The sequence below is a fragment of the Nocardioides sp. CFH 31398 genome (assembly GCF_022436705.1).
Classification (GTDB): domain Bacteria; phylum Actinomycetota; class Actinomycetes; order Propionibacteriales; family Nocardioidaceae; genus Nocardioides.
Window position 1 is genome coordinate 133,253 of record NZ_JAKUHT010000012.1, and the last position, 20,573, is coordinate 153,825.

The following is a 20,573-nucleotide window of genomic DNA, read 5'->3' on the forward strand; positions in this document are numbered from 1 at the left end:
GATGAACGTCGGGGGGACGGTGGCCTGAGGCCTGGGGGGGGCAGCGTGGCAAGGGCACTGAGCCATGCCCGCGGGACGACCGCGGACGTGGTGCATAGGACCGTGGAGGCACTGGGCGCCGCGCTCGGCGGGACGGCCGGCGTGCACGACGCCGACGGCACCGGGGGATCCCCCGGCGACGTCCGGCTCGCCGTCGACCGCGACCGACCGCTCGACGACGTCGAACGGCAGCTCGTGGAGGCGGCCGCCGAGCTCGTGCGCAACGCGTTGCGCGCCGACCGTGAGGCGGCGCTCGCCGACGCGCTGGCCGACCTCGTCGACCGGACGCTGCCGGAGCTGGACGCCATGATCGGCGCGACCGTCGAGGAGCGGCTCGTGAAGGTCGCCCGCGACGTCGGCGAGGTCATGGACGTGAAGGGTTGGTCCGTCCGGATCCTCAGCGAGTCGGAGTGGACGATGGTCGCCGACGAGAACCGTCGCGGACGCGTGCCCGACTCGATGACCGCCTGGCGCCCCTTCGACCCGCGGACCCTCGAGCTCGAGGAGGGCTCCGTGGTGGTCCGGCCCGGCGACGGCACCCCCGTCGCCGAGTCGCTGAGCCACTGCGGCCTCACCACGCTCCTGGGTGCCACCGGCTACGACCCCGACGCCGTCTCGTGGACCGTGTGCATGGTCGGCGACGACGTGTCGGGCGACCTCGGCCCCGGTCGTACGGCGCTCGGCGCCCTGGTCCCGGCCGCCCTGGGCTTCCCGCTGCCACCGCGCAGCGGCGGGCTGCTGCGCTCGACGGGCTGACGCGCTACTCGATCAGGCGGACCGGGTCGCCCTCCAGCGAGGCGTCCCAGGTGGTGAAGTCCGTGATGTTGCCGTTCTGCTTGACCTCGACCTTGAACCAGCACCCGGTGAGGACGGTCTCGTCACAGTCGTAGTCGGCCGGGATCGGGATCCTCATGCGCTGCACCTGACCGTCGTGGGTCGAGTGGGCGATGCGCGCCGCGCACCCCGTGAGGGCGGTGAAGTCCTGGTCGTTGATCGCACCCGTGCAGCCGGTCAACCCGGACCGGACCGACCCGGTCGCGTCGGCCGGCGGCTGCACCGTGGCCGAGCCCGTCGCGCTGGCGCCGTCCGCGACGTCGAAGAACTCGAACGCGATGCTCTGACCGGCGGCCGCGGGCAGCACCCTCAGCAGGTTGAAGGAGGCCGTGCTGTCCGGGGTGTTCTGGAGCATGGGCATGCGCGACCAGCCCGACACCGAGATCCCGGCCGCGGCGCTGCTGACGGCGCGGATGCCGAACGAGTTCGCGCCGAGCCCGAGGGCGGTCGTGTTGCCGCTCGTCGGTGCCGCCGTGACGAGGGAGTTGCCGGCGTAGACGATGGGCGGCCGGTTGTTGTTCGGCTCCGGCGTGCCGCCGAGCGCCACGTTCGTGCGCACCTGCAGGTAGTAGTCGCCCGTGCGGTTGGGGGTGAAGGTGCACAGCGGGTACCACTGGTGGAACGTCTTGGCCGTGTCGGGGTTGTACGACACCTGCGGCGTCCCGGTGTAGGTCGTGCCCGTGCCGCTGTTGTAGCGCAGGTTGTCCATGCTCGGCACGCCGTGGATGCCCCGGAACTGCTTCGTGCACCCGGAGATCGCGGCCCCCGCGGTGGGATCCTGCTGCTCGTTCTGCTCCCGGAGCGCGAACGACGTGGTCACCGGGTTCGAGGTCGAGCTGGAGCCCGGATTGAGGTCGCCGCTGCAGTACACCGAGCTGCCCGTCGCGTACCGGGCGATCGCGTCCGTGGTCGTGTACGGGTTGATGCTGTTGCGGGGTGCCGCGGCCGGCATGGTCCCGCACGTCGCGCCGGTCGCGTAGTAGGCCGGGTCGAAGAGCTGCAGCGTGACCGGCACACCGACGGCCTCCGTCCCGATCTTGACCGCGAAGAAGTAGCCGTCCGGGTAGGTGGCCTCGGTGTTGCGGGACGTGCTCGTGTTGCAGCCGTACGTGCCGGTGCACGGCTGGGTGCTGTAGCGGTCGCCCTGTTGCTTGTTCGTCTGCGGGCCCTCGATGGCCGCCCAGAAGTACGGCCGGCTGCTGCAGACCGAGCGGTAGGCGCTGGGGATCACCGAGGTGGACGGGCCGGAGGTGGAGGACCCGCCGGGTGGCTCGTTCCCGAAGGTGTTGCACGGGCTGCCCATGGGAGCCGGGCTCGTGTAGTCGGCCACCGCCGAACGGGTGATCGTGGCGGTGTCGACGTCGATGGCCGCGCCGAACTGGTTGTCCACCGCGGTCGTGACGGTCACCCTCAGCTGACTGCGTCGCTCCCCGAACTCGACGGTCACCGTGGCGTTGCCCAGGTGCTCGTACCCGTTCAGCTCCGCACTGCGCCGGGCGGTCTCGGTCGCCCGGGGGAGGTTGTCGGGCAGGAAGATGACGCCAGCCAGGGCCGCGGCGTCCGCGGCGGTCTGCACCCGCTCGGCCTCCACGTACCATCGGGCGACGTCGACACCGATGGCCGCGACGGCCATCAGGACCGACGAGATGAGGAGGGCCGCGACGATGGCGACGTACCCGTCCTCGCCCCGGTTCCGCCGGACGGACGCCCTCATCCGCAGTTGTCCTCGAACGTCAGGGGCTCGAACGCCATGACCGCGTGGTCGTCGACCGCGAGGTCGTCCGGGAAGCCGGGCCACAGGTCGAGGCCCACCACCCACTCGTGCGTGGTGAGCAGTCGGACGCCGACGCGTGCCCCCTCGGTCGCGCAGACGGTGGTGGCGACCTCGTTCCAGTCACCACCGCCGTAGCGGAAGGCCAGCCGGGACGGGGACCAGACGAAGCGCACGCACTGGGCGTTGCAGGTCGCGCCCTCGAAGCTGGACCCGGTGCCGAGGAAGCCGCGGTCGTTGGCGTTGTAGATCCAGATCTCGTCGATCTGGTCGGTGGGGATCGCGGACCCGTTCGCCTGCATGGCGTCCGCGGCCAGTTGCGCGAAGCGGGGTGTCGACCCCGGCGCGCACGGGACCTCCCCGTCGCAGAGCGCCGGCCCGGCGTTGGGGGCGGCGGAGGCGATCCGGGCGCCCACCCGCGTCGCTGAGGCGACGGCGACGTTGTCCTTCATCAGGAACGCCATCTCGATCATGCCGAAGACCAGCACCAGCAGGACCGGCATGATCAGGGCAGCCTCGACCGCCGCCGCGCCCCGCTCGTCGCGGCGCCTGTGACCACGCATCGTCGCTCGCCCTCGTCCTCGCACCTGACCTGCGAGAACCGTAGGTCCGCGAGGGCCCCGGCGAGGGCGGAATGGCGAATGTGGGGAGTACGGCAGGGTTGTGGCTGGGTCCGACCGGGGAACGGGGGGCCAGGCGGGGCCTCCGGGTCCCGGACGAGACCGAGGAGGAGTGGCGATGACCGGAGCCGTACGACGGGGACTGCTGGCCGGAGCGGCGGGCACGACCGCGCTGAACGCCGTGACCTACCTCGACATGGCCCTGAGGGGTCGCCCGGGGAGCGACCTGCCGGATCAGACGGTCGAGGGACTGATCGAGGCGGCCGGCGGGTCGATCTCCGGCTCGGGCTCGACGTACGAGGCCCGCCGGACCGCGTGGGGTGCCGTCGGCGGCATCGGCGCGGGGCTGGCGACCGGGGTGGTGGCGAGCGTCGCCCGCGGTGCCGGGGTCCGGCTGCCGTTCCTCGCGGCCGCCGCCGGGACCGGAGCGGTCGCGATGGCCGCCTCCGACGTCCCGGCCGCCCTCGTGGGGGCCACCGACCCGCGGCAGTGGGAGGTGGCCGACTGGGTGGCAGACGCCGTCCCCCACCTCGTCATGGGGGCCGTGACGGTGGCCGCCGTCCGTGCCCAGGACCCCGATCCGGCCCCCGAGGTGCACGTCGTCGACCTGACCAGGCCCGGCCGCGCCGGGCTCGGCCTGCTGACCCGGTCGTTCGCGCTCGGGACCGCCGCCGGCGCCCGCACGTCGCTCGGTGTCGCCGGCCCGGTGCTGACCGGCAACCCGGGCCGTGCCGCCGGGACCGCGACGGTGCTCATGACCGTCGGCGAGATGGCCGCGGACAAGTCGCCGGTGGTGCCGAGCCGCCTCGACGACGGCGCGTTCTACGGGCGCGTCGGTGCCGGCGCGGCCGGCGCGCGCATGCTCGCCCGTCGCGAGGACGCCCGGACGCTGGGCCCCGTCGTCGCCGGGGGCCTCGGCGCGGCCGTCGGGTCGTTCGCCGGAGCCGGGTGGCGGTCCCGGGCGAGTGCCACCATGCCCAACTGGGCCGCCGGGCTCGTGGAGGACGCCGTCGCGGTCGGCCTGACCGCGCTCGCGTGCCGCAGGCGTCCGCGGCGCTGACCAGACGGCCCGGATCGAGCACGACGGAGGCGAGGACCTGGCCCCCGGCACCCCTATGGGCCCCCGTGGGGGTTGGCGGGGGCCCGGCCCCCGGGGGCGCCACAACCTTCCGCACCCCCATTGGTCTCGCCTCCGTTGCTGTTGCCGGGTGCCCGTCAGGTCTGGCGCGCGCCCGACGGCGACGCGTCGTCCTGCGGCGACTGCGGCGACTGCGGCGACTGCGGCGTCTCGGGGGCGTCCTCCGGCGCCTCCGGTGCGCCCTCGGGAGGCTCGGGCCTCTCGCCCCCGTCGTCCGGCGCGTCGTCCGGCGCGCCGTCCGGTGCGGCGTCCGGTGCGCCGGGACCACCCGGACCGATGCCGGGGCCACCGGGACCGCCGGGGCCATGCCCGCCGGGACCGCCGGGACCGCCGGGACCGCACGGGGCGTCACCCTCCTCGCCGCCCGGGGCGGCGGGGCCGGTCTCGGAGCTGTCGACGCCACGACCGGCGGCGCCGTCGTCGTCGGCCCGGTCGGCCAGGGCGGGCCCGCCGAGGCCGATCGCGAGACCGGCGAGGGCGCCGACCCCGACCCCGGCGGCGAGGCCGCTGCGCCAGGTCCGGCCCGGTCGGGAGGGGCGCCAGGAGCGCCAGGAGCGGCGTCCGGCGGACGCCGGGGCCGGGGTCTCGCCGGCGTCCGCCTCGAGGCGGGTCGTCTCCGCCTCGTCGCGCGGCAGGCGCTCGGTCGGGTGGTCGTCGGGGCGTTCGGTGCTCATGGTTCTCCTCTGGTGGGGACGGGACGGGCGGGAGGGTCAGCGCGAGGCGCTGTCGACCAGGTCCTCGGCCTCGCGCTGGGCGCGGGCGGGCACCGGGGCGACGTCGAGCAGGGCGGTGTCGCGGGCGACGCGGTCGGTCGGGCCGGGACCCCAGGTGGCGGTCGCGGCGACGGCCACCCAGGCGACGACGAGGGCGGCGACCGCTGCGCCGGCTCCGGCGAGGACGCCGCCGCCCCGTCGGAGCGCGCCCGCGAAGGCGAGCACGACGACGGCGACGACGAGCAGGTCGACCAGGGTGAGGTCAGCGGGAAGGTCCATGGCTCCGACGGTGGCGGCCGGATCTGAAGGCGACCTCAAGACCACGCGCCGGCGCCCCGGTCTTCAGGTCCTCTTCAGCCCCGTCTCGGCACACTGGTGCCCGTGCCCAGCCCCCGCCGCGCCGACGGACCGCGCCTGCTGCTCGTCGAGGACGACGCCGCGATCCGGGAGTCCCTGGGCGCGGCGCTGCGGGCCGCCGGCTACGAGGTGCGCGCCCTGCCCGACGGCGAGGACCTCGAGACGGAGCTGGACGCCTGGCGGCCGGCGCTCGTCGTCCTCGACTGGATGCTGCCCGGCCGGGACGGACCGGCCCTGGTCGGCGTCGTCCACGCCCGCTCTGCCGCGGGCGTGGTCATGCTGACGGCGCGGGAGGCGGTCAGCGACCGGCTGCGGGGCTTCGACGCCGGGGTCGACGACTACGTCTCGAAGCCGTTCGCGACGGAGGAGCTCATCGCCCGGATCCGCGCCGTCCTGCGGCGCCTGGGTGCGCTGCCGAGCACGGTGACGGTGGGTGACCTCGTGGTCGACCCGGACGGCGGCCGCGCGGACCGCGCCGGGCACCGCCTGCCGCTCACGGCGACGGAGTTCCGGCTCCTCTGCTTCCTGGCCGAGAACCGCGACCGCGTCCTGTCGCCCGCGCAGATCCTCACCCAGGTGTGGGGCTACGACGAGTACGCCGACAACCTCGTCCAGGTCCACGTCAGCGCTCTGCGCCGCAAGATCGAGGCCCACGGACCGCGCCTGCTGCACACCGAGCGGGGCCTCGGGTACGTGCTGCGGGCCGCCGGATGAGGACCCGCCGGGGAGGCGAGGGCCTGCGCACCCCCTCCCTGCGGCGCCGGGTCGTCGCGGTCGTGCTCCTGGCGCTCGCCGTGCTCCTCGTCGTCCTCGTCGTCGCGACCGACCAGGCGCTCTCCGCCCGCCTCGAGTCGCAGCTGCGTGACCGCCTGGTCGACCGCGCGGGCTTCGCCGCCGTCCTCGCCGAGGACTACGAGGACGAGGAGCTCGCCCGACGGCTCGAGGGCAACGGCATCTCCGTGGTCGTCACCGACGACGACGGCGAGACCTACACCGCGGGACCGGAGGTGCCGGAGGGCGACAGCAGCGGACCCGGGCCCGGCGGCCCCGGGCCGCGCGGACCGTACGGCCCACCCGGGGGAGAGCCCCTCGACCCCGGGGACGTCGTCACCCGCGGCGACGTGCTGGCCGTGAGCGTCGACCTGGACGGCGACGGGACCGCGACCCTGACCGCGGACGCGTCGTCGGTGTCCGCCACGGTCACGCAGGTCCGGGTGGTGCTGGTCGCGACGGCGCTCCTGGTCCTGCTCCTGGCCGCGCTCGCCGTCCCCCTCGTGGTCGCGCGGGCGCTGCGCCCGCTCGACCGGATCACCGAGGTCGCACGCTCGATCACCCGCGGCGACCGGGGCCGCCGCCTCGACCCGACGACGCCGACGTCGGAGCTGGGCCGCACGGCCACCGCGTTCGACGAGATGCTCGACGAGGTCGTCGGCGCCGAGCAGCGGGCCGTGGCCTCGGAGCAGCGGCTGCGCACGTTCCTCTCGGACGCCGCGCACGACCTGCGGACCCCGATCACGGGGGTGCAGGCGGCGGCCGAGCACGTGCTGCGCGACGACCCTCCCCGCGACGAGCGCGAGCGGGTCCTGACCACCCTGATCCGGGAGTCCAGGCGGGCCGGCCGCCTCGTCGACGACATGCTGCTGATCACCACCATCGACGCGGGTCTGAGCCTGCGCCGCGAGCCCGTCGACCTGCTCGCCCTGGCCCGCGACGTCGTCGCCGCCCGGGAGCTGTCCCACCCCGGTCTCGACCTGCGCGCCGAGGGGGAGCCGGTGGTCGTCACCGGCGACCGCGACCGGCTGGCCCGCGCCCTCGGCAACCTCGTCGACAACGCCCTTGGGGTCGCCCGGGACGCGGTGGTGGTGCGGGTCCGCTCCGGCGCCGGCCGAGCGGGTCTCGACGTGGTCGACGACGGCCCCGGGGTCCCGCCCGCCGAGCGGGAGCGGATCTTCGACCGCATGGTCCGCCTCGACGCCGCCCGCCGCAGCGGCGGCGCCGGGCTCGGCCTGCCCATCGCCCGGGGCATCGCCCGCGCGCACGGCGGGGACGTGACGTGCAGCGAGGCCCCCGGTGGCCCGGGCGCGCAGTTCTCCCTGGTGCTGCCCGTGGCCTGAGCGGAACCGACGCGGCGGTCAGGGTGCCGGACGCAGGACCACCAGGCCACCGAGCCCGAGCAGGACGCCGCCCGTCGTGGCCTCGGCCCGCCGCGCGACGACCGGGGAGGACAGGACCCGACCCAGTCGGCCCAGGACGGTGAGGACCCCGACGTACCAGCACAGGCACAACAGCCAGAACGCAGCGGCCAGCACGAGGTGCGACGTCGTCGGCGGCAGCGCCGTCACCTCGAACTGCGGGAACAGGGCGAGGTAGAAGGCGGCCGCCTTTGGGTTCAGGACGTTGCACAGCAGGCCCTGGCGAAACGCGGCGCGCCGCGCCAGGTTCCGGCTGGCATGCCCGGGCCACGACGCCTCGCTGGCACCTGGTCCGGCCGTGCCGCCCCGGAGCCGGGCCCACGCGAGGAGGGCACGGGAGCCGAGGTACATCAGGTAGAGGCCGCCGACGATCCGCAGGACCTCGAAGACCGTTCCCGAGGCGAGCAGCACGGCGGTCAGGCCGAGGGCGGCGGCGGCGCACAGCACGGCGTTGCCGGTCATGATGCCCGCGACCGTGGCCGCGGCAACCGCTCGTCCGCCGGTGGCCGCGTTCTTGAGCAGCAGCATCATGTCCGGCCCGGGCAGCAGGATGACCGCGACGGAGGCGACGAGGAAGGCGACGAGGGTGCCGGTCATGACGGGATCGTCGTGCACCCCCGCCAGCCCGGCAACCACGGCGCCCCCGACAGGACTCGAACCTGTGACCGGCGGATTAGAAGGCCGCTGCTCTATCCAGCTGAGCTACGGAGGCAGTGCGCCCAGTATGGCGGGCGTCGGCGGGTCGGCCGGATCCACGGGGTGGGCGGTGCCGACGTCCCCGCTCACCCCGGGAGACCGCCCAGAGTGTGGCCCGCCACCCAAGCCGGCGACTCACCCCCGGTGGGAGGCCATCCACTCGACGATCTCGTCGGGGTCGCGGGGGAGGGCGGCGGAGAGGTTCTCGCTGCCGTCGGCGGTGACGAGGATGTCGTCCTCGATCCGGATGCCGATGCCGCGCAGCTCCTCGGGGACGAGCAGGTCGTCGGGCTGGAAGTACAGCCCCGGCTCGACCGTGAGGCACATGCCCTCGGCGAGGTCGCCACGCGGATAGACGTCGAGCGACGCGTTCGCGCAGTCGTGGACGTCCATGCCGAGCATGTGGCTCGTGCCGTGCAGGGTCCAGCGGGCGTAGACCTTGCTCGCGGGGTCCAAGGCCTCCTCGGCGGACACGGGGAGCAGGCCGAGGTCCTCCAGGCCGTGGGCGAGGACCTCCATGGCCGCGTGGTGGGCGGCGAGGAACGCCGCACCGGGCCGGACGGCCTCGATCCCGGCGGTCTGGGCGGCGAGGACCAGGGAGTAGAGGTCGCGCTGCACCGTCGTCCAGGTCCCGCTGACCGGGAGGGTGCGGGTGACGTCGGCGGTGTACAGGTTGTGGCCCTCGACGCCCATGTCGAGCAGGATCAGCTCGCCCGGGACGACGGCGCCGGAGTTCTCGATCCAGTGCAGCGTGGTGGCGTGGGCGCCGTTGCCGACGATCGCGTCGTACCCCAGGTCGTTGCCCATCGCCCGGGCCCGGCGGAAGAAGGTGCCCTCGATCCACCGCTCGCCGTGCTCGAGCACCCGGTCCCACTCGCGGACGGAGTCCTCGAAGCCGAGCGTGGTGATGTCGCAGGCCTCCCGCAGCTCGCCGACCTCCCACTCGTCCTTGACCAGCCGCATCTCCGACAGCACGCGGGCGAGCTCGCCGTCGCGGCCCTCGTCGCCGGCGAGGGTCGCGTCGACGCGGGCGTCGACCCCGCGGTGCACGCGGGTCTTCGCGGACGTCGCCAGGGCACCCTCGAGGTCGTTGACGTGGCGGACCTCGAGACCCAGCGAGTCCGACATCTCCTTCAGCGACGGGCGGCGGCCGGCCCACAGGTCGCCGTACTGGCGGTCGCGGAAAAACTCGTCGGTCTCGCGGTCGGAGCCGGGGCGGGCGTAGAGCACGGCCTCGCCGTCCTCGACGACGAGGGCGGCGTCCGAGGTCTGGTTGCCCGACAGCCACGTGTGGGCGGTGTCGGGGCGGAACCGGTAGTCGGTGTCGTTGCTGCGGACCTTGAAGGTGCCCGCGGGGACGACGAGCCGCTCCCCGGGGAACGCCTCCGCCAGCGCCGTACGGCGCCGCGCGGCCCAGTCCGCCACCGGGTGCGGGGGCAGCTCGGTCTCCCGGGTGCCCCAGCCGGTGCGCATGAAGGCGGCGTACGCCTCGGGCACGGCCGGGTCGTGGGACTCGGTGCGCAGCTCCTCGCCGACCTGGTCGGTCTCCGCGCCCGCGTCCGTGCGCTGGCTGTCCTCGGTGCTCTGCTGGGCGTCGCTCACGCCCACCCACACTACGCCGCACCGCGCCCGTCCTGCCCGGCGTGAGGTGTGACAGGAGTGGCCTCCGTTACGCTGCGCCCATGGTGAGCCCAGGTGGAGCCGAGCCGCCGTCGGCCCCCTCGGGCACCGGCGCCGCGGGGTCCGACGCGGGCAGCCGCGTGGGCGGGACCCGCATGCTCACCGCCCTGGTGCGTCTGCACGGCGTCGTCGGCGACCTCGCCCTCCCGCTCGAGGTGGACGACGCCCCGGCCGCCCGCGACGACCGCGTCGAGCTGGTGTCCCAGCTCGAGGACTACCTCATCCCGCGGGTCACCACGATGGAGGGCCCGCTGCTCGCCGTCGTCGGCGGCTCCACCGGCGCCGGCAAGTCCACCCTCGTGAGCTCGCTCGTGGGCGCCCCGGTGACGCAGTCGGGCGTCCTGCGCCCGACGACACGCTCGCCCGTGCTGGTCCACCACCCCGACGACTCCGGGTGGTTCGACCAGGACCGCCTGCTGCCCGAGCTCACCCGCGTCGACCGGCCCACGAACGACCCGGAGGCCATCCAGCTCGTCGTCAGCGACGCGGTCCCCGCCGGGATCGCCGTCCTCGACGCGCCGGACGTCGACTCGGTCGAGGCCGCCAACCGCAACCTCGCCGCGGAGCTGCTGGCCGCCGGCGACCTGTGGGTCTTCGTCACCTCCGCGGCCCGCTACTCCGACCAGGTGCCGTGGGAGCTCCTGCGCCGGGCGGCCGAGCGGGCGACGTCCGTCGCGATCGTGCTCGACCGGACCTCCGCGGAGGACGCCGGCACCGTCGCGACCCACCTCGCGCGGATGCTCGCGAGCCGCGGCCTCAAGGACTGCCCGCTGTTCACCGTCCCCGAGTCGCAGCTCGACGAGCAGGGTCTGCTGCCCGAGCGCGCCGTGCGGGGCATCCGGGACTGGATGCAGGCCCTCGCCGACGACACCGACGCCCGCGCCGCCGTCGCCGCCCGCACCGTCGGCGGCGCCATCCGCACGCTCGGCGCCCGCTCCCACGCCCTGGCCGGTGCCTACGAGCGGCAGCTGGCCGCCGCGACCGAGCTGCGCGAGGAGGCGCAGGCGGCGTACGCCGCGGGCGTCGTCGCCGCCCGGGAGGCCACCGCCGACGGCACCATGCTGCGGGGCGAGGTGCTCGCGCAGTGGCAGGAGCTGGTGGGCACCGGGGACCTGATCCGCTCCTTCGAGGACCGCGTCGGGCGCCTGCGCGAGCGGGTCGTGAACGCGGTCCGTGGACGGCCCCAGTCCGCCGAGCGCGTCACCACCGCCATCGAGGTCGGGCTGGTCGCCGTCCTGGTCGAGCACGCGGAGAGGGCCGCGCAGCAGGCGGTCGCCGCGTGGCGCGGCCACGGCGCGGGCACGCGCCTCGTGGAGTCGACCCCGGCCGACCTGGGCCGGGCCACGCCCGACGTCCGCTCCCGCGCCGGCCGGCTCGCCGCCGAGTGGCGCGACGGCCTGGGCCGCATGATCAAGGCGGAGGTCTCCGACACCCGCGCCACCGCCCGCTACCTGGAGCTCGGGGCCGACGGACTGACGGCGGCGCTGATGATCGTCGTCCTCAGCCAGTCGCAGGGCACCCTCAGCGTGGCCCCGGGGGAGGCCGGCAGCAGCGCCCGCCTCGGGGAGCGGCTGCTCGCCGCGGTGTTCGGCGAGCAGGCCGTCCGGTCCCTGGCGTCACGCGCCCGCTCCGACCTCGACCGTCGCGTGGCCTCGTTGCTGGCCGCCGAGGGAGCCCGCCACCTCGAGGTCCTGGACGCCCTCCGGCTCGACCCGGGGCTGCCCGAGCGGGTCCGCGAGGCGGCACGCCGGGTGGACGACGTGCGCTTCCGTTCTTCCCGTCCTGCCGTCGACGACGCAGGCACACCCTAGGCTGTGCCCAGGGTCGGCAACCGTGCCGACGCCTCCCGGACGCCTGGCACCGGCCCGTCCGGCAGCCACGACCGACGAGTGCCTGCGAGGAAGCCACATGACGTCCCTGCTCGAGGGGGCCCGACCGCGGCCCGGTGAGGAGCCGCCCCGCGGCTCGGGCACCGGCGACCGTGTCGAGGCGCTCGTCGCCGCCGTCGACCTGGCGCGCGACCGCGTCGACGCCGACGCCGTCGAGCAGGCGGACGCCACCGCGGACCGCGCCGCGGGCCGGATGCGGCTCTCGCCCGACCACACCGTGGTCGCGATCGCCGGCGCCACCGGCTCCGGCAAGTCCTCCACGTTCAACGCCCTCACCGGGCTCGAGCTGGCCGCCACCGGCGTCCGTCGTCCCACCACCTCGTGGGCGGCCGCCTGCGTGTGGGGCTCGCGCGACGCCTCGGAGGTCCTCGACTGGCTCGGCATCCCGCCGCGGCACCAGACCAGCCGCGGCTCGATGCTCGACCCCAGCCGCGAGGACGCCGCGGACATGGACGGCGTCGTCCTGCTCGACCTGCCCGACCACGACTCCACCGAGGTGTCCCACCACCTCGAGGTCGACCGCCTCGTGGAGAAGGCCGACCTGATGGTGTGGGTGCTCGACCCCCAGAAGTACGCCGACGCCGCCGTGCACGACCGCTACCTGCGGCCGCTGGCGGCGCACGCCGACTCGATCGTCGTCGTCCTGAACCACCTGGACGCCGTCCCCGAGGCCCGGCGCGACTCGATGCTCGAGGACGTCCGTCGGCTCCTGGTCGCCGACGGCCTCGCCGAGGTGCCCCTCGTCGGGCTGTCCGCCCGGGAGGGCTGGGGCGTCGACGAGCTCCGCGCCCAGATCTCCCGTCGGGTCGCCGACAAGGCGCTGGCCCGCGGCCGGGTCGACGTCGACGTGCGCGCCGCCGCCGAGCGGCTGGCCTCCGCCGCCGGTGCCGCCGCCGGGACGCCGCAGCGCACGCTGTCCGAGGAGCGGCTCTCCGCGTTCGAGGACGCCCTCGGTGAGGCGGCCGGCCTCCCCGTCGTGACCCGGGCCGTCGAGGGCTCGGTCCGCCGCCGCGCCCGCCGCGCCACGGTGTGGCCCCTGCTGGCGTGGCTCCCGGGGCTGCGCCGCACCGACCACGTCGCGGCCAGCGGGCTCCAGCTCGGCGACGAGGCCGCCGGGCAGCAGCTCGGGGGCCGCTCCCACCTGCCGACGGTGGCGCCGGTCGAGCGTCCCCGCGTCGAGGCGGCGACCCGCGACCTCGCCGACGAGCACTCCGCCGGGCTGCCGCCGGCCTGGGCCGACGCCCTCCGCCGCGTCACCACCGAGCGCTCCGGCGACCTCGCCGACCGCATCGACGGCTCGCTCGCCGCCTCCGACCTCGGCGTCGCCCGGCTGCCCGCGTGGGTCCGCCTCGTGCAGGCGCTGCAGTGGCTGCTGCTCCTCGCCGCCCTCGCCGGAGGCGTGTGGTGGGGCCTCGCCGAGGCCGGCGTCGTGCGCGGGCTCGCCGTCGGACCGGTCGAGCTCGGCCTCGTCGTGCTCGTCGGCGGGCTCCTCGCCGGGCTGGTGCTCATGGTGGTGGCCTGGTCGTCGGTCGGGCGGACGGCACGGTTCCGGGCCGACGTCGCCGGACGGATGCTCCGCACGGCGGTCCACGACGCCGCCGACGAGCTCGTCGCGACCCCGCTGCGCTCCGAGCTGGCCGCCCACGCGCGCCTCTCGGCCGCCATCGACCGCGCCCGCGGCTGACGGGCACCGACCGGGGCGGCCCGGGCGCGCGCCACTAGGGTTGAGGCCATGGCCGACTACGTGTTCACCCTGCGCAAGGTGCGCAAGTCCCACGGCGACAAGGTCGTGCTGGACGACGTCACCCTCTCGTTCCTCCACGGCGCCAAGATCGGCGTCGTGGGGCCGAACGGCGCCGGCAAGTCCTCGCTCCTCAAGATCATGGCCGGCCTGGACCAGCCCAACAACGGCGATGCGTTCCTCGACCCCGAGGCCACCGTCGGGATGCTCCAGCAGGAGCCGCCCCTGACGGAGGGCAGGACGGTCCTGGAGAACGTCCAGGAGGCCGTCGGCGACATCACCACCAAGATGGCGCGCTACAACGAGATCTCCGAGGCGATGGCCGACCCGGACGCCGACTTCGACGCCCTGATGGCCGAGATGGGCGACCTGCAGACCGACCTCGACAACGCCAACGCCTGGGACATCGACTCCCGGCTCGACCAGGCGATGGACGCCCTGCGCTGCCCGCCGCCGGACGCGATCGTCGACAACCTCTCCGGTGGTGAGCGGCGCCGCGTCGCCCTGTGCAAGCTGCTGCTCCAGCAGCCCGACCTGCTGCTGCTCGACGAGCCCACCAACCACCTGGACGCCGAGTCCGTGCAGTGGCTCGAGGGCCACCTCAAGAGCTACCCGGGCGCCGTCCTCGCCGTCACCCACGACCGGTACTTCCTCGACAACGTCGCCGAGTGGATCGCCGAGGTCGACCGCGGCCGCATCCACGGCTACGAGGGCAACTACTCGACGTACCTGGAGACGAAGAAGGAGCGCCTGAAGATCGAGGGCGCCAAGGACGCGAAGCGCGCCAAGATGCTCGAGAAGGAGCTGGAGTGGGTCCGCTCCAACGCCAAGGCCCGCCAGACCAAGAGCCGCTCGCGCCTCGCGCGCTACGAGGAGATGGCGGCCGAGGCCGACCGCGCGCGCAAGATCGACACCTCGGAGATCAACATCCCCGCCGGTCCGCGCCTCGGTGACGTCGTCCTCGACTCCCGCGACCTGACCAAGGGCTTCGAGGGCAGGATCCTCATCGACGACCTGTCGTTCACGCTGCCGCGCGCCGGCATCGTCGGCGTCATCGGCCCCAACGGCGTCGGCAAGACCACGCTCTTCCGGATGATCACCGGCGGCGAGGAGCCCGACGACGGCGTCCTGAACGTGGGCCAGACCGTGAAGATCTCGTACGTCGACCAGAGCCGCGGCGGCCTCGACCCGGAGAAGAACGTCTGGGAGGTCGTGTCCGACGGGCTCGACTTCATCAAGGTCGCGAACTTCGAGATGAACTCCCGCGCGTACGTCGCGTCGTTCGGGTTCAAGGGCCCCGACCAGCAGAAGAAGGCCGGCGTCCTGTCCGGCGGCGAGCGCAACCGGCTCAACCTCGCGCTGACCCTGAAGATGGGCGGCAACCTGCTGCTGCTCGACGAGCCCACCAACGACCTCGACGTGGAGACGCTGTCCTCGCTGGAGGACGCGCTGCTCGACTTCCCCGGCTGCGCCGTGGTGACCTCCCACGACCGGTGGTTCCTCGACCGCGTGGCCACCCACATCCTGGCGTGGGAGGGCGACTCAGAGAACCCGGCGAAGTGGTTCTGGTTCGAGGGCAACTTCGCGGCGTACGAGGAGAACAAGGTCCAGCGCCTCGGCGCCGAGGCCGCCCGTCCGCACCGCGTGACGCACCGCCGCCTCACGCGCGACTGACGCCTCCGCGCGCCCGCGCGTCGCGACCCCGGCCTGCCCTGCAGCAGGCCGGGGTCGCGCGCGCTCAGGCCTGCGCGGCCTCCCGGGAGGCGGGCTCCTCGGCCGGGGCGGCGGGGCTGACCAGCGCGGTGAGCCTCAGGGAGGCGAGGCCGAGCAGGCAGCCGCAGAGCAGGCTGACGGTGACGTTGACGAAGACCATCTCCAACGGGGTCGAGATGACACCGCCGAAGGCGCCCGCCCCCGCGGTGAGCGGGTCGGCCAGCGCCTGCACGCTGTTGCCGACGCCGCCGCCGTCGGGCGCCCACGTGTCCAGCCCCGTCGCGGTCCACCAGAAGAACACCGAGGCGAACGCGCCGAAGGTGGCGGGCACGTAGTGCCAGTCCCCGAGCGCGCTCATGAGGACCAGGATGATGGCGAAGACGGCGACCGCGAGCGCGATGCCCCAGAAGTCGGGCAGCGGGGCGATCGCCGACGAGGTGAGCATGGCGGCCAGGCCGGCCACCCCGCCCACCACGCTGGCCACGGTCACCTTCACGACCGCGGCGGTGTCGGCGCCCGCGGCGAAGATGAAGCCCCACGAGATGAAGGCGGCGGGGACCACGAGGTGGAAGTTGCTCGGCAGCGCGAGGCCGTTGCCGAGGTCGCCGTCGGTGACCCAGTGGAAGGTGAAGTTGAGGGCGATCTCGCACCACGCGAAGGCGAGGACGCCGATGACGAGGGCGAGGGGGACGGAGGACTTGAGACGGGTGAGCATGACGGGACTCGTTTCTGACGCGCACCGGTGACCCGGTCGACGAGGGGCGTCTCCGGGGCGGTCCGGGCGTCGGGAGGGGCGGAGGGGGGCGGGAGCGCGTCCCGCATGGGGTGACCCGGGTCGGGTACCGCTCAGGGCTGTGACGGTGGTCACGAACGCGACGACGGTAAGTCGTCCCGGCCCTCCTGCACCCGCCGTCCGCGTCTCAATCTGACACGGCGAGGGCCCGCCGCCGGCGGCGAGAAGCGGACGTCAGCGGATCTCGGCGTCCGGGTTCTGCCGGACCAGGTCGTCGGAGACGGCGTTCATGACCCGGCCCATCGCGTCGAAGTCGGAGGGCTCGACCAGGTCGACGAGGTGCTCGCGCACGGCCGCGACGTGGGAGGGGGAGGCCGCGCGCAGCTTCGCCGCCCCGCCGTCCGTCATGACGGCGACGACGCCGCGGCCGTCGAGCTGGCTGGCGCGCCGCTCGACGAGCCCCGCGGCCTCCATGCGGGCCACGGTGTGGGTGATCCGGCTACGGCTGAGGCACAGCGAGTCGGCCAGCGCCGCCATCCGCATCTCGCGGTTCGGGGACTCGGAGAGCCGGACGAGGATCTCGTACTCCGTCAGCGACAGGCCGAAGCCCCGCCGCAGCTCGTCGTCCAGGCGATGGGTGAGGAGCGTCATGCCCAGCACGAGGGCGCGCCACGAGCGCTGCTGCCCCGCGTCGAGCCACGCGGGCTCCGTGGCGCTCTGACCCCCGACCTCCACCGCCCAAGGCTAATGCCTCGCCGTGGCGCAGGTCAGGGGGCCGACCCGTGCTCAGGCCATCCGCTCCAGGACGAGCGCCATGCCCTGCCCGCCGCCGACGCACATGGTGACGAGGCCCGTGGACTTGTCGTGCCAGTCCAGCGAGTTCAGCATCGTCGCGGTCAGGCGGGCGCCCGTCATGCCGAAGGGGTGGCCGACGGCGATCGCGCCGCCGTTGACGTTGAGGCGGTCCAGGTCGATGCCCAGGTCCTGGTACGACGGGACGACCTGCGCGGCGAAGGCCTCGTTGATCTCGACGAGGTCGATGTCGCCGATGCTCATCCCGGCGCGGGCGAGGGCCTGCGTGCTGGCCTCGACGGGGCCCAGGCCCATGATCTCGGGGGACAGCCCGGAGACGCCGGTCGACACGATGCGGGCCAGCGGGGTCAGGCCCAGCTCGGCGGCGCGGGTGTCGGACATGATCACGACCGCGGCCGCGCCGTCGTTGAGCGGGCAGCAGTTGCCGGCGGTCACCACGCCGTCGGGGCGGAACACCGGCTGCAGCTGCGAGACCTGCTCGTAGGTGACGCCGGCCCGGGGGCCGTCGTCGGTGTCGACGACCGTGCCGTCGGGCAGGGTGACGGGGGTGATCTCGCGGGCCCAGAAGCCGTCGGCGATCGCCTTCTCGGCCAGGTTCTGCGACCGGACGCCGAACTCGTCGAGCTCGGTGCGGTCGAGCCCGCGCAGCTTCGCGACGTTCTCCGCGGTGTAGCCCATCGCGATGTAGGCGTCGGGGAGGATGCCGTCCTCGCGGGGGTCGTGCCAGCCCTCGCCGTTCTCGGCTGTCGCCTTGGTGCGGGCGCGGGCGTCGGCGAACAGCGGGTTCTGGGTGTCGGGGATGTGGTCCGAGGTGCCCTTCGCGAACCGCGACACGGTCTCGACGCCCGCCGAGACGAACACGTCGCCCTCGCCGGCCTTGATGGCGTGGAACGCCATCCGGGTGGTCTGCACGGACGACGAGCAGTAGCGGGTCACCGTCGCGCCGGGCACGGTGTCCATGCCGTTGATGACGTTGACGACGCGCGCCATGTTGAAGCCGGACTCGCCGCCGGGCAGTCCGCAGCCGAGGTAGAGGTCGTCGACGTCGGCGCGGTCCAGCGCCGGCACCTTGTCCAGCGCCGCGGCGACCATCGAGGCCGCGAGGTCGTCGGGGCGCAGGTCCTTCAGCGACCCCTTGTTGGCCCGACCGATCGGGGAGCGGGCGGTGGAGACGATGACTGCCTCGGGCATGGGGGTCCTTCCGGGTCGTCCAGGTGCGGGTTACCCCACAGTAATGACCCGCCCTCTCTGCCAGGATCCACCCCGTGCGTCACGTCTACGAGTGCCCGATGCGGTGGGCCGACCTGGACCTGCTGGGTCACGTCAACAACGTCGCCCACGTCGACGTCCTCCAGGAGGCGCGGATCGACATGCTGCGGCGCCGAGGGGGCAGCCACGACGCGACGCCCGACGGTCCGGCGCCGCTGACGAGCGGGTCGGTCGTCGTCCGGCTCGAGGTCTCCTACGTGGCCCCGCTGCGGCTGCGCCGCCACGTCCGGGTCGAGATGTGGACCAGCGAGGTCCGCGCCGGGGCGTTCACGCTGGACTACGAGGTGACGGCGGGCCGCTCGTCGTCCGACGACACCGAGCGGGACGTCGTCCTGCGGGCCCGGACGCTGCTCGCGCCGTACGACTTCGACGCCGACCGCCCCCGTCGCCTGACCGACGCCGAGCGGGAGGGCCTGTCCGCCTTCCTGGAGCCGGGGGAGCCCGTGCGACGCGCGCGACCGGAGCCGGGGCGGTCGCGGTGGACGGAGGTCCCGATCGCGGTCCGCTTCTCCGACGTCGACGTCTTCGGCCACGTCAACAACGTCGCCTACGTGGAGCTGTTCCAGGAGGCGCGGATCAAGACGTTCGGCGAGCTGATGGCCGGGGTGCCGGAGGGCACGCCGCCGATGTCGGTGGTCGTCGCCCGCACCGACGTCGACTACCTGCGACCCGTGCTGTTCCGCGGGGACCCGTACGTGATCCGCACCCGTGTCGAGGAGGTCCGCCGGACGTCGTTCGTGCTGGTCTCGGACCTCGTCGACCCGCTCGAGCCGGTGCCGGACGGCGCGGAGCCCTCCGCGCTGGCCCGGGCCCGGGTGGTCGTGGTCGGGTTCGACCCCGCCACGCAGCGCGCCGCGGCCCCGGCGGCGCCGTACCTCGACGTCCTCCGGGGCCGTCTGACGCCCTGAGCCCCGCTGCTACTCGAGGGTGTTGACCATGAAGTCGGCGGCGTAGGTGACGTAGTTCCACAGCCGCTCGTCCTGCGCCTCGGTGAGGTCGGCGCCGTCCATGGCCGACCGGAAGTTGCGCAGCCAGGCGTCGCGGGCCTCCGGCGTCACCCGGAACGGGGCGTGACGCATCCGCAGGCGCGGGTGGCCGCGGGTCTCGGAGTAGGTCTTCGGCCCGCCCCAGTACTGCACCAGGAAAAGGGTGAACCGCTCCTGCGCGGGGGCGAGGTCCTCCTCGGGGTACATCGGCCGCAGCACCGGGTCGGTCGCCACGCCCTCGTAGAACCGCGCCACGATGCCGGCGAGGACGTCGTACCCGCCGATCTCGTCGTAGAAGGTGCGCTCGGGCGCGTCGTCCCCCCTCGTCGTCACGCGCCGGCCCCCGCGGCGGCGTCGACGTCCGCCGAGGACCGGGGGTCGCGGGACCACACGACGCGCTGGGGGAGCGGGATCTCGATGCCCTCGCGGTCGAAGCGGTTCTTGATCCGGCGGCGCATCTCGCGCGAGACGGCCCACTGCTCGCCCGGCGCGGTCTTGATGGACAGGCGGACCATGACGCCGTCGACGGCGAGGTCCTGGATGCCGAGCACGGTGGGCTCCTCGAGGATCTGGCCCCGGTAGTCCTCGTCCTCCCACATGTCGTGGGCGGCCTCCTCGAGGATGCGGGTGACGCGGTCGAGGTCCTCGCCGTACCCGACGCTGATGTCGAGCACGGACTTGGACCAGTTCTGGCTCTGGTTGCCGACGCGGACGATCTCGCCGTTGCGGACGTACCAGACGACGCCGTGGATGTCGCGGACCCGGGTCACGCGCAGGCTGACCGCCTCGACGGTGCCGATCGCCTCGCCCAGGTCGACCTCGTCGCCCACGCCGTACTGGTCCTCGACGAGCATGAACACGCCGCTGATGACGTCGGACACGAGGCTCTGGGCGCCGAAGCCGAGGGCGACGCCGACGATGCCGGCGCTGGCGATGAGCGGCGCGACGTTCACGCCGATCTCCGAGAGCGCCATGATCGCGACGATGGCGATGATCACGCCGGTGGCCACGCTCTTGAGCAGGGAGCCGAGCGTGCGGGTGCGCTGCTTGCGGCGGTGGCTGACCGGGGCGGCCGCGACGTGGTCCTCCGCCGCCGGGATGCCCAGGCTCGGCTTCTTGCCGCCCATGCTGTGCTCCGCGCGCCGGATCACCCGGTCGATGAGCCGGTGGATGACCCACCGGCCCAGCACTCCCAGGAGGATGATCCCCAGCACGGCCGCGGGCTTGCCCAGCAGCAGCTCGGCCAGCGTGGCCGCGGTGTCGTTGCCCGTGAGCTCGCGGGTGATGCGGCAGGACCAGGCCTGGTCCGGCTCGCAGGCCGCGAAGGTGTCGATCGCAAGCATCAGGCCAGTATCGGGGCCGCGTGGTGAGGCCGTCGAAACGCGGGAG

At 74.3% G+C, this 20,573-nt stretch carries 19 protein-coding genes and 1 tRNA gene; 8 read left to right on the plus strand and 12 right to left on the minus strand.

Annotated features, from left to right (window positions below):
• Positions 1-102: 102 nt before the first annotated feature.
• Entirely contained in the window at positions 103-795 is a 693-nt protein-coding gene (locus MJ876_RS11710) for a hypothetical protein (protein ID WP_240236467.1), read from the plus strand.
• A gap of 4 nt (positions 796-799) precedes the next feature.
• Here MJ876_RS11710 and MJ876_RS11715 read toward each other — a convergent pair whose 3' ends face one another.
• Positions 800-2,587 (minus strand): pilus assembly protein TadG-related protein, encoded by a 1,788-nt coding sequence (locus tag MJ876_RS11715; protein ID WP_240236468.1) that lies wholly within the window; start codon positions 2,585-2,587, stop codon positions 800-802.
• Positions 2,584-3,207, minus strand: coding sequence for a TadE/TadG family type IV pilus assembly protein (locus MJ876_RS11720; RefSeq protein WP_240236469.1), 624 nt, complete (start codon positions 3,205-3,207; stop codon positions 2,584-2,586). Before MJ876_RS11720 ends, MJ876_RS11715 begins: the two co-directional genes overlap by 4 nt.
• Positions 3,208-3,382: 175 nt before the next feature.
• On the opposite strand from MJ876_RS11720, the gene MJ876_RS11725 reads away from it, so the two are divergent.
• Positions 3,383-4,324, plus strand: a complete 942-nt coding sequence (locus tag MJ876_RS11725) for a hypothetical protein (protein ID WP_240236470.1) — start codon at positions 3,383-3,385, stop codon at positions 4,322-4,324.
• A 155-nt stretch (positions 4,325-4,479) separates the two neighbouring features.
• On the opposite strand, the gene MJ876_RS11730 is transcribed toward MJ876_RS11725, so the two are convergent.
• Complete coding sequence (locus MJ876_RS11730; RefSeq protein WP_240236471.1) at positions 4,480-5,076, minus strand: hypothetical protein; 597 nt, start codon at positions 5,074-5,076, stop codon at positions 4,480-4,482.
• A gap of 36 nt (positions 5,077-5,112) precedes the next feature.
• Entirely contained in the window at positions 5,113-5,394 is a 282-nt protein-coding gene (locus MJ876_RS11735) for a hypothetical protein (RefSeq protein WP_240236472.1), read from the minus strand.
• Between the two features lie 102 nt (positions 5,395-5,496).
• Between MJ876_RS11735 and MJ876_RS11740 the strand changes: the two genes are divergently transcribed.
• Both MJ876_RS11740 and MJ876_RS11745 read left to right on the plus strand, forming a co-directional pair.
• On the plus strand, positions 5,497-6,186 hold the full coding sequence (locus MJ876_RS11740) for a response regulator transcription factor (RefSeq protein WP_240236473.1): 690 nt from the start codon (positions 5,497-5,499) through the stop codon (positions 6,184-6,186).
• Positions 6,183-7,586, plus strand: a complete 1,404-nt coding sequence (locus MJ876_RS11745) for a HAMP domain-containing sensor histidine kinase (protein ID WP_240236474.1) — start codon at positions 6,183-6,185, stop codon at positions 7,584-7,586. The genes MJ876_RS11740 and MJ876_RS11745 overlap by 4 nt, the downstream gene beginning before the upstream one ends.
• Positions 7,587-7,604: 18 nt before the next feature.
• Here MJ876_RS11745 and MJ876_RS11750 read toward each other — a convergent pair whose 3' ends face one another.
• From MJ876_RS11750 to MJ876_RS11760, 3 genes are all read right to left on the minus strand, one after another.
• Positions 7,605-8,261, minus strand: a complete 657-nt coding sequence (locus MJ876_RS11750) for a LysE family translocator (RefSeq protein ID WP_240236475.1) — start codon at positions 8,259-8,261, stop codon at positions 7,605-7,607.
• A 41-nt stretch (positions 8,262-8,302) separates the two neighbouring features.
• A tRNA-Arg gene (locus MJ876_RS11755) sits at positions 8,303-8,376 on the minus strand.
• Positions 8,377-8,495: 119 nt separating this feature from the next.
• Positions 8,496-9,962, minus strand: coding sequence for an aminopeptidase P family protein (locus tag MJ876_RS11760; RefSeq protein ID WP_308192598.1), 1,467 nt, complete (start codon positions 9,960-9,962; stop codon positions 8,496-8,498).
• 80 nt (positions 9,963-10,042) lie between these two features.
• On the opposite strand from MJ876_RS11760, the gene MJ876_RS11765 reads away from it, so the two are divergent.
• The 3 genes from MJ876_RS11765 to ettA all read left to right on the plus strand — a co-directional run bounded on the left by MJ876_RS11765 (position 10,043) and on the right by ettA (position 15,344).
• Complete coding sequence (locus MJ876_RS11765) at positions 10,043-11,851, plus strand: dynamin family protein (protein WP_240236476.1); 1,809 nt, start codon at positions 10,043-10,045, stop codon at positions 11,849-11,851.
• A 97-nt stretch (positions 11,852-11,948) separates the two neighbouring features.
• On the plus strand, positions 11,949-13,613 hold the full coding sequence (locus MJ876_RS11770) for a GTPase (RefSeq protein ID WP_240236477.1): 1,665 nt from the start codon (positions 11,949-11,951) through the stop codon (positions 13,611-13,613).
• A 48-nt stretch (positions 13,614-13,661) separates the two neighbouring features.
• Positions 13,662-15,344, plus strand: a complete 1,683-nt coding sequence (gene ettA / locus MJ876_RS11775) for an energy-dependent translational throttle protein EttA (RefSeq protein ID WP_240236478.1) — start codon at positions 13,662-13,664, stop codon at positions 15,342-15,344.
• Positions 15,345-15,408: 64 nt separating this feature from the next.
• Here the strand turns inward: ettA and MJ876_RS11780 are convergent, their stop codons facing one another.
• From MJ876_RS11780 to MJ876_RS11790, 3 genes are all read right to left on the minus strand, one after another.
• On the minus strand, positions 15,409-16,098 hold the full coding sequence (locus tag MJ876_RS11780) for a DUF1097 domain-containing protein (RefSeq protein WP_240236479.1): 690 nt from the start codon (positions 16,096-16,098) through the stop codon (positions 15,409-15,411).
• Between the two features lie 252 nt (positions 16,099-16,350).
• A complete protein-coding gene (locus tag MJ876_RS11785; RefSeq protein WP_240236480.1) occupies positions 16,351-16,851 on the minus strand; it encodes a MarR family winged helix-turn-helix transcriptional regulator in 501 nt (166 codons plus the stop codon).
• A gap of 51 nt (positions 16,852-16,902) precedes the next feature.
• The gene (locus MJ876_RS11790; RefSeq protein WP_240236481.1) at positions 16,903-18,120 is read right to left on the minus strand and encodes an acetyl-CoA C-acetyltransferase; all 1,218 of its coding nucleotides are present in this window, start codon (positions 18,118-18,120) and stop codon (positions 16,903-16,905) included.
• Positions 18,121-18,194: 74 nt separating this feature from the next.
• On the opposite strand from MJ876_RS11790, the gene MJ876_RS11795 reads away from it, so the two are divergent.
• Positions 18,195-19,106, plus strand: coding sequence for a thioesterase family protein (locus MJ876_RS11795; RefSeq protein ID WP_240236482.1), 912 nt, complete (start codon positions 18,195-18,197; stop codon positions 19,104-19,106).
• A gap of 9 nt (positions 19,107-19,115) precedes the next feature.
• On the opposite strand, the gene MJ876_RS11800 is transcribed toward MJ876_RS11795, so the two are convergent.
• Together MJ876_RS11800 and MJ876_RS11805 are read right to left on the minus strand one after the other, a co-directional pair.
• Positions 19,116-19,517 (minus strand): globin, encoded by a 402-nt coding sequence (locus tag MJ876_RS11800; protein ID WP_240236483.1) that lies wholly within the window; start codon positions 19,515-19,517, stop codon positions 19,116-19,118.
• Positions 19,514-20,527 carry a mechanosensitive ion channel family protein gene (locus MJ876_RS11805; RefSeq protein WP_240236484.1) on the minus strand — a complete coding sequence of 338 codons (1,014 nt, stop codon included), beginning with the start codon at positions 20,525-20,527 and terminating at the stop codon, positions 19,514-19,516. Before MJ876_RS11805 ends, MJ876_RS11800 begins: the two co-directional genes overlap by 4 nt.
• Positions 20,528-20,573: the final 46 nt, after the last annotated feature.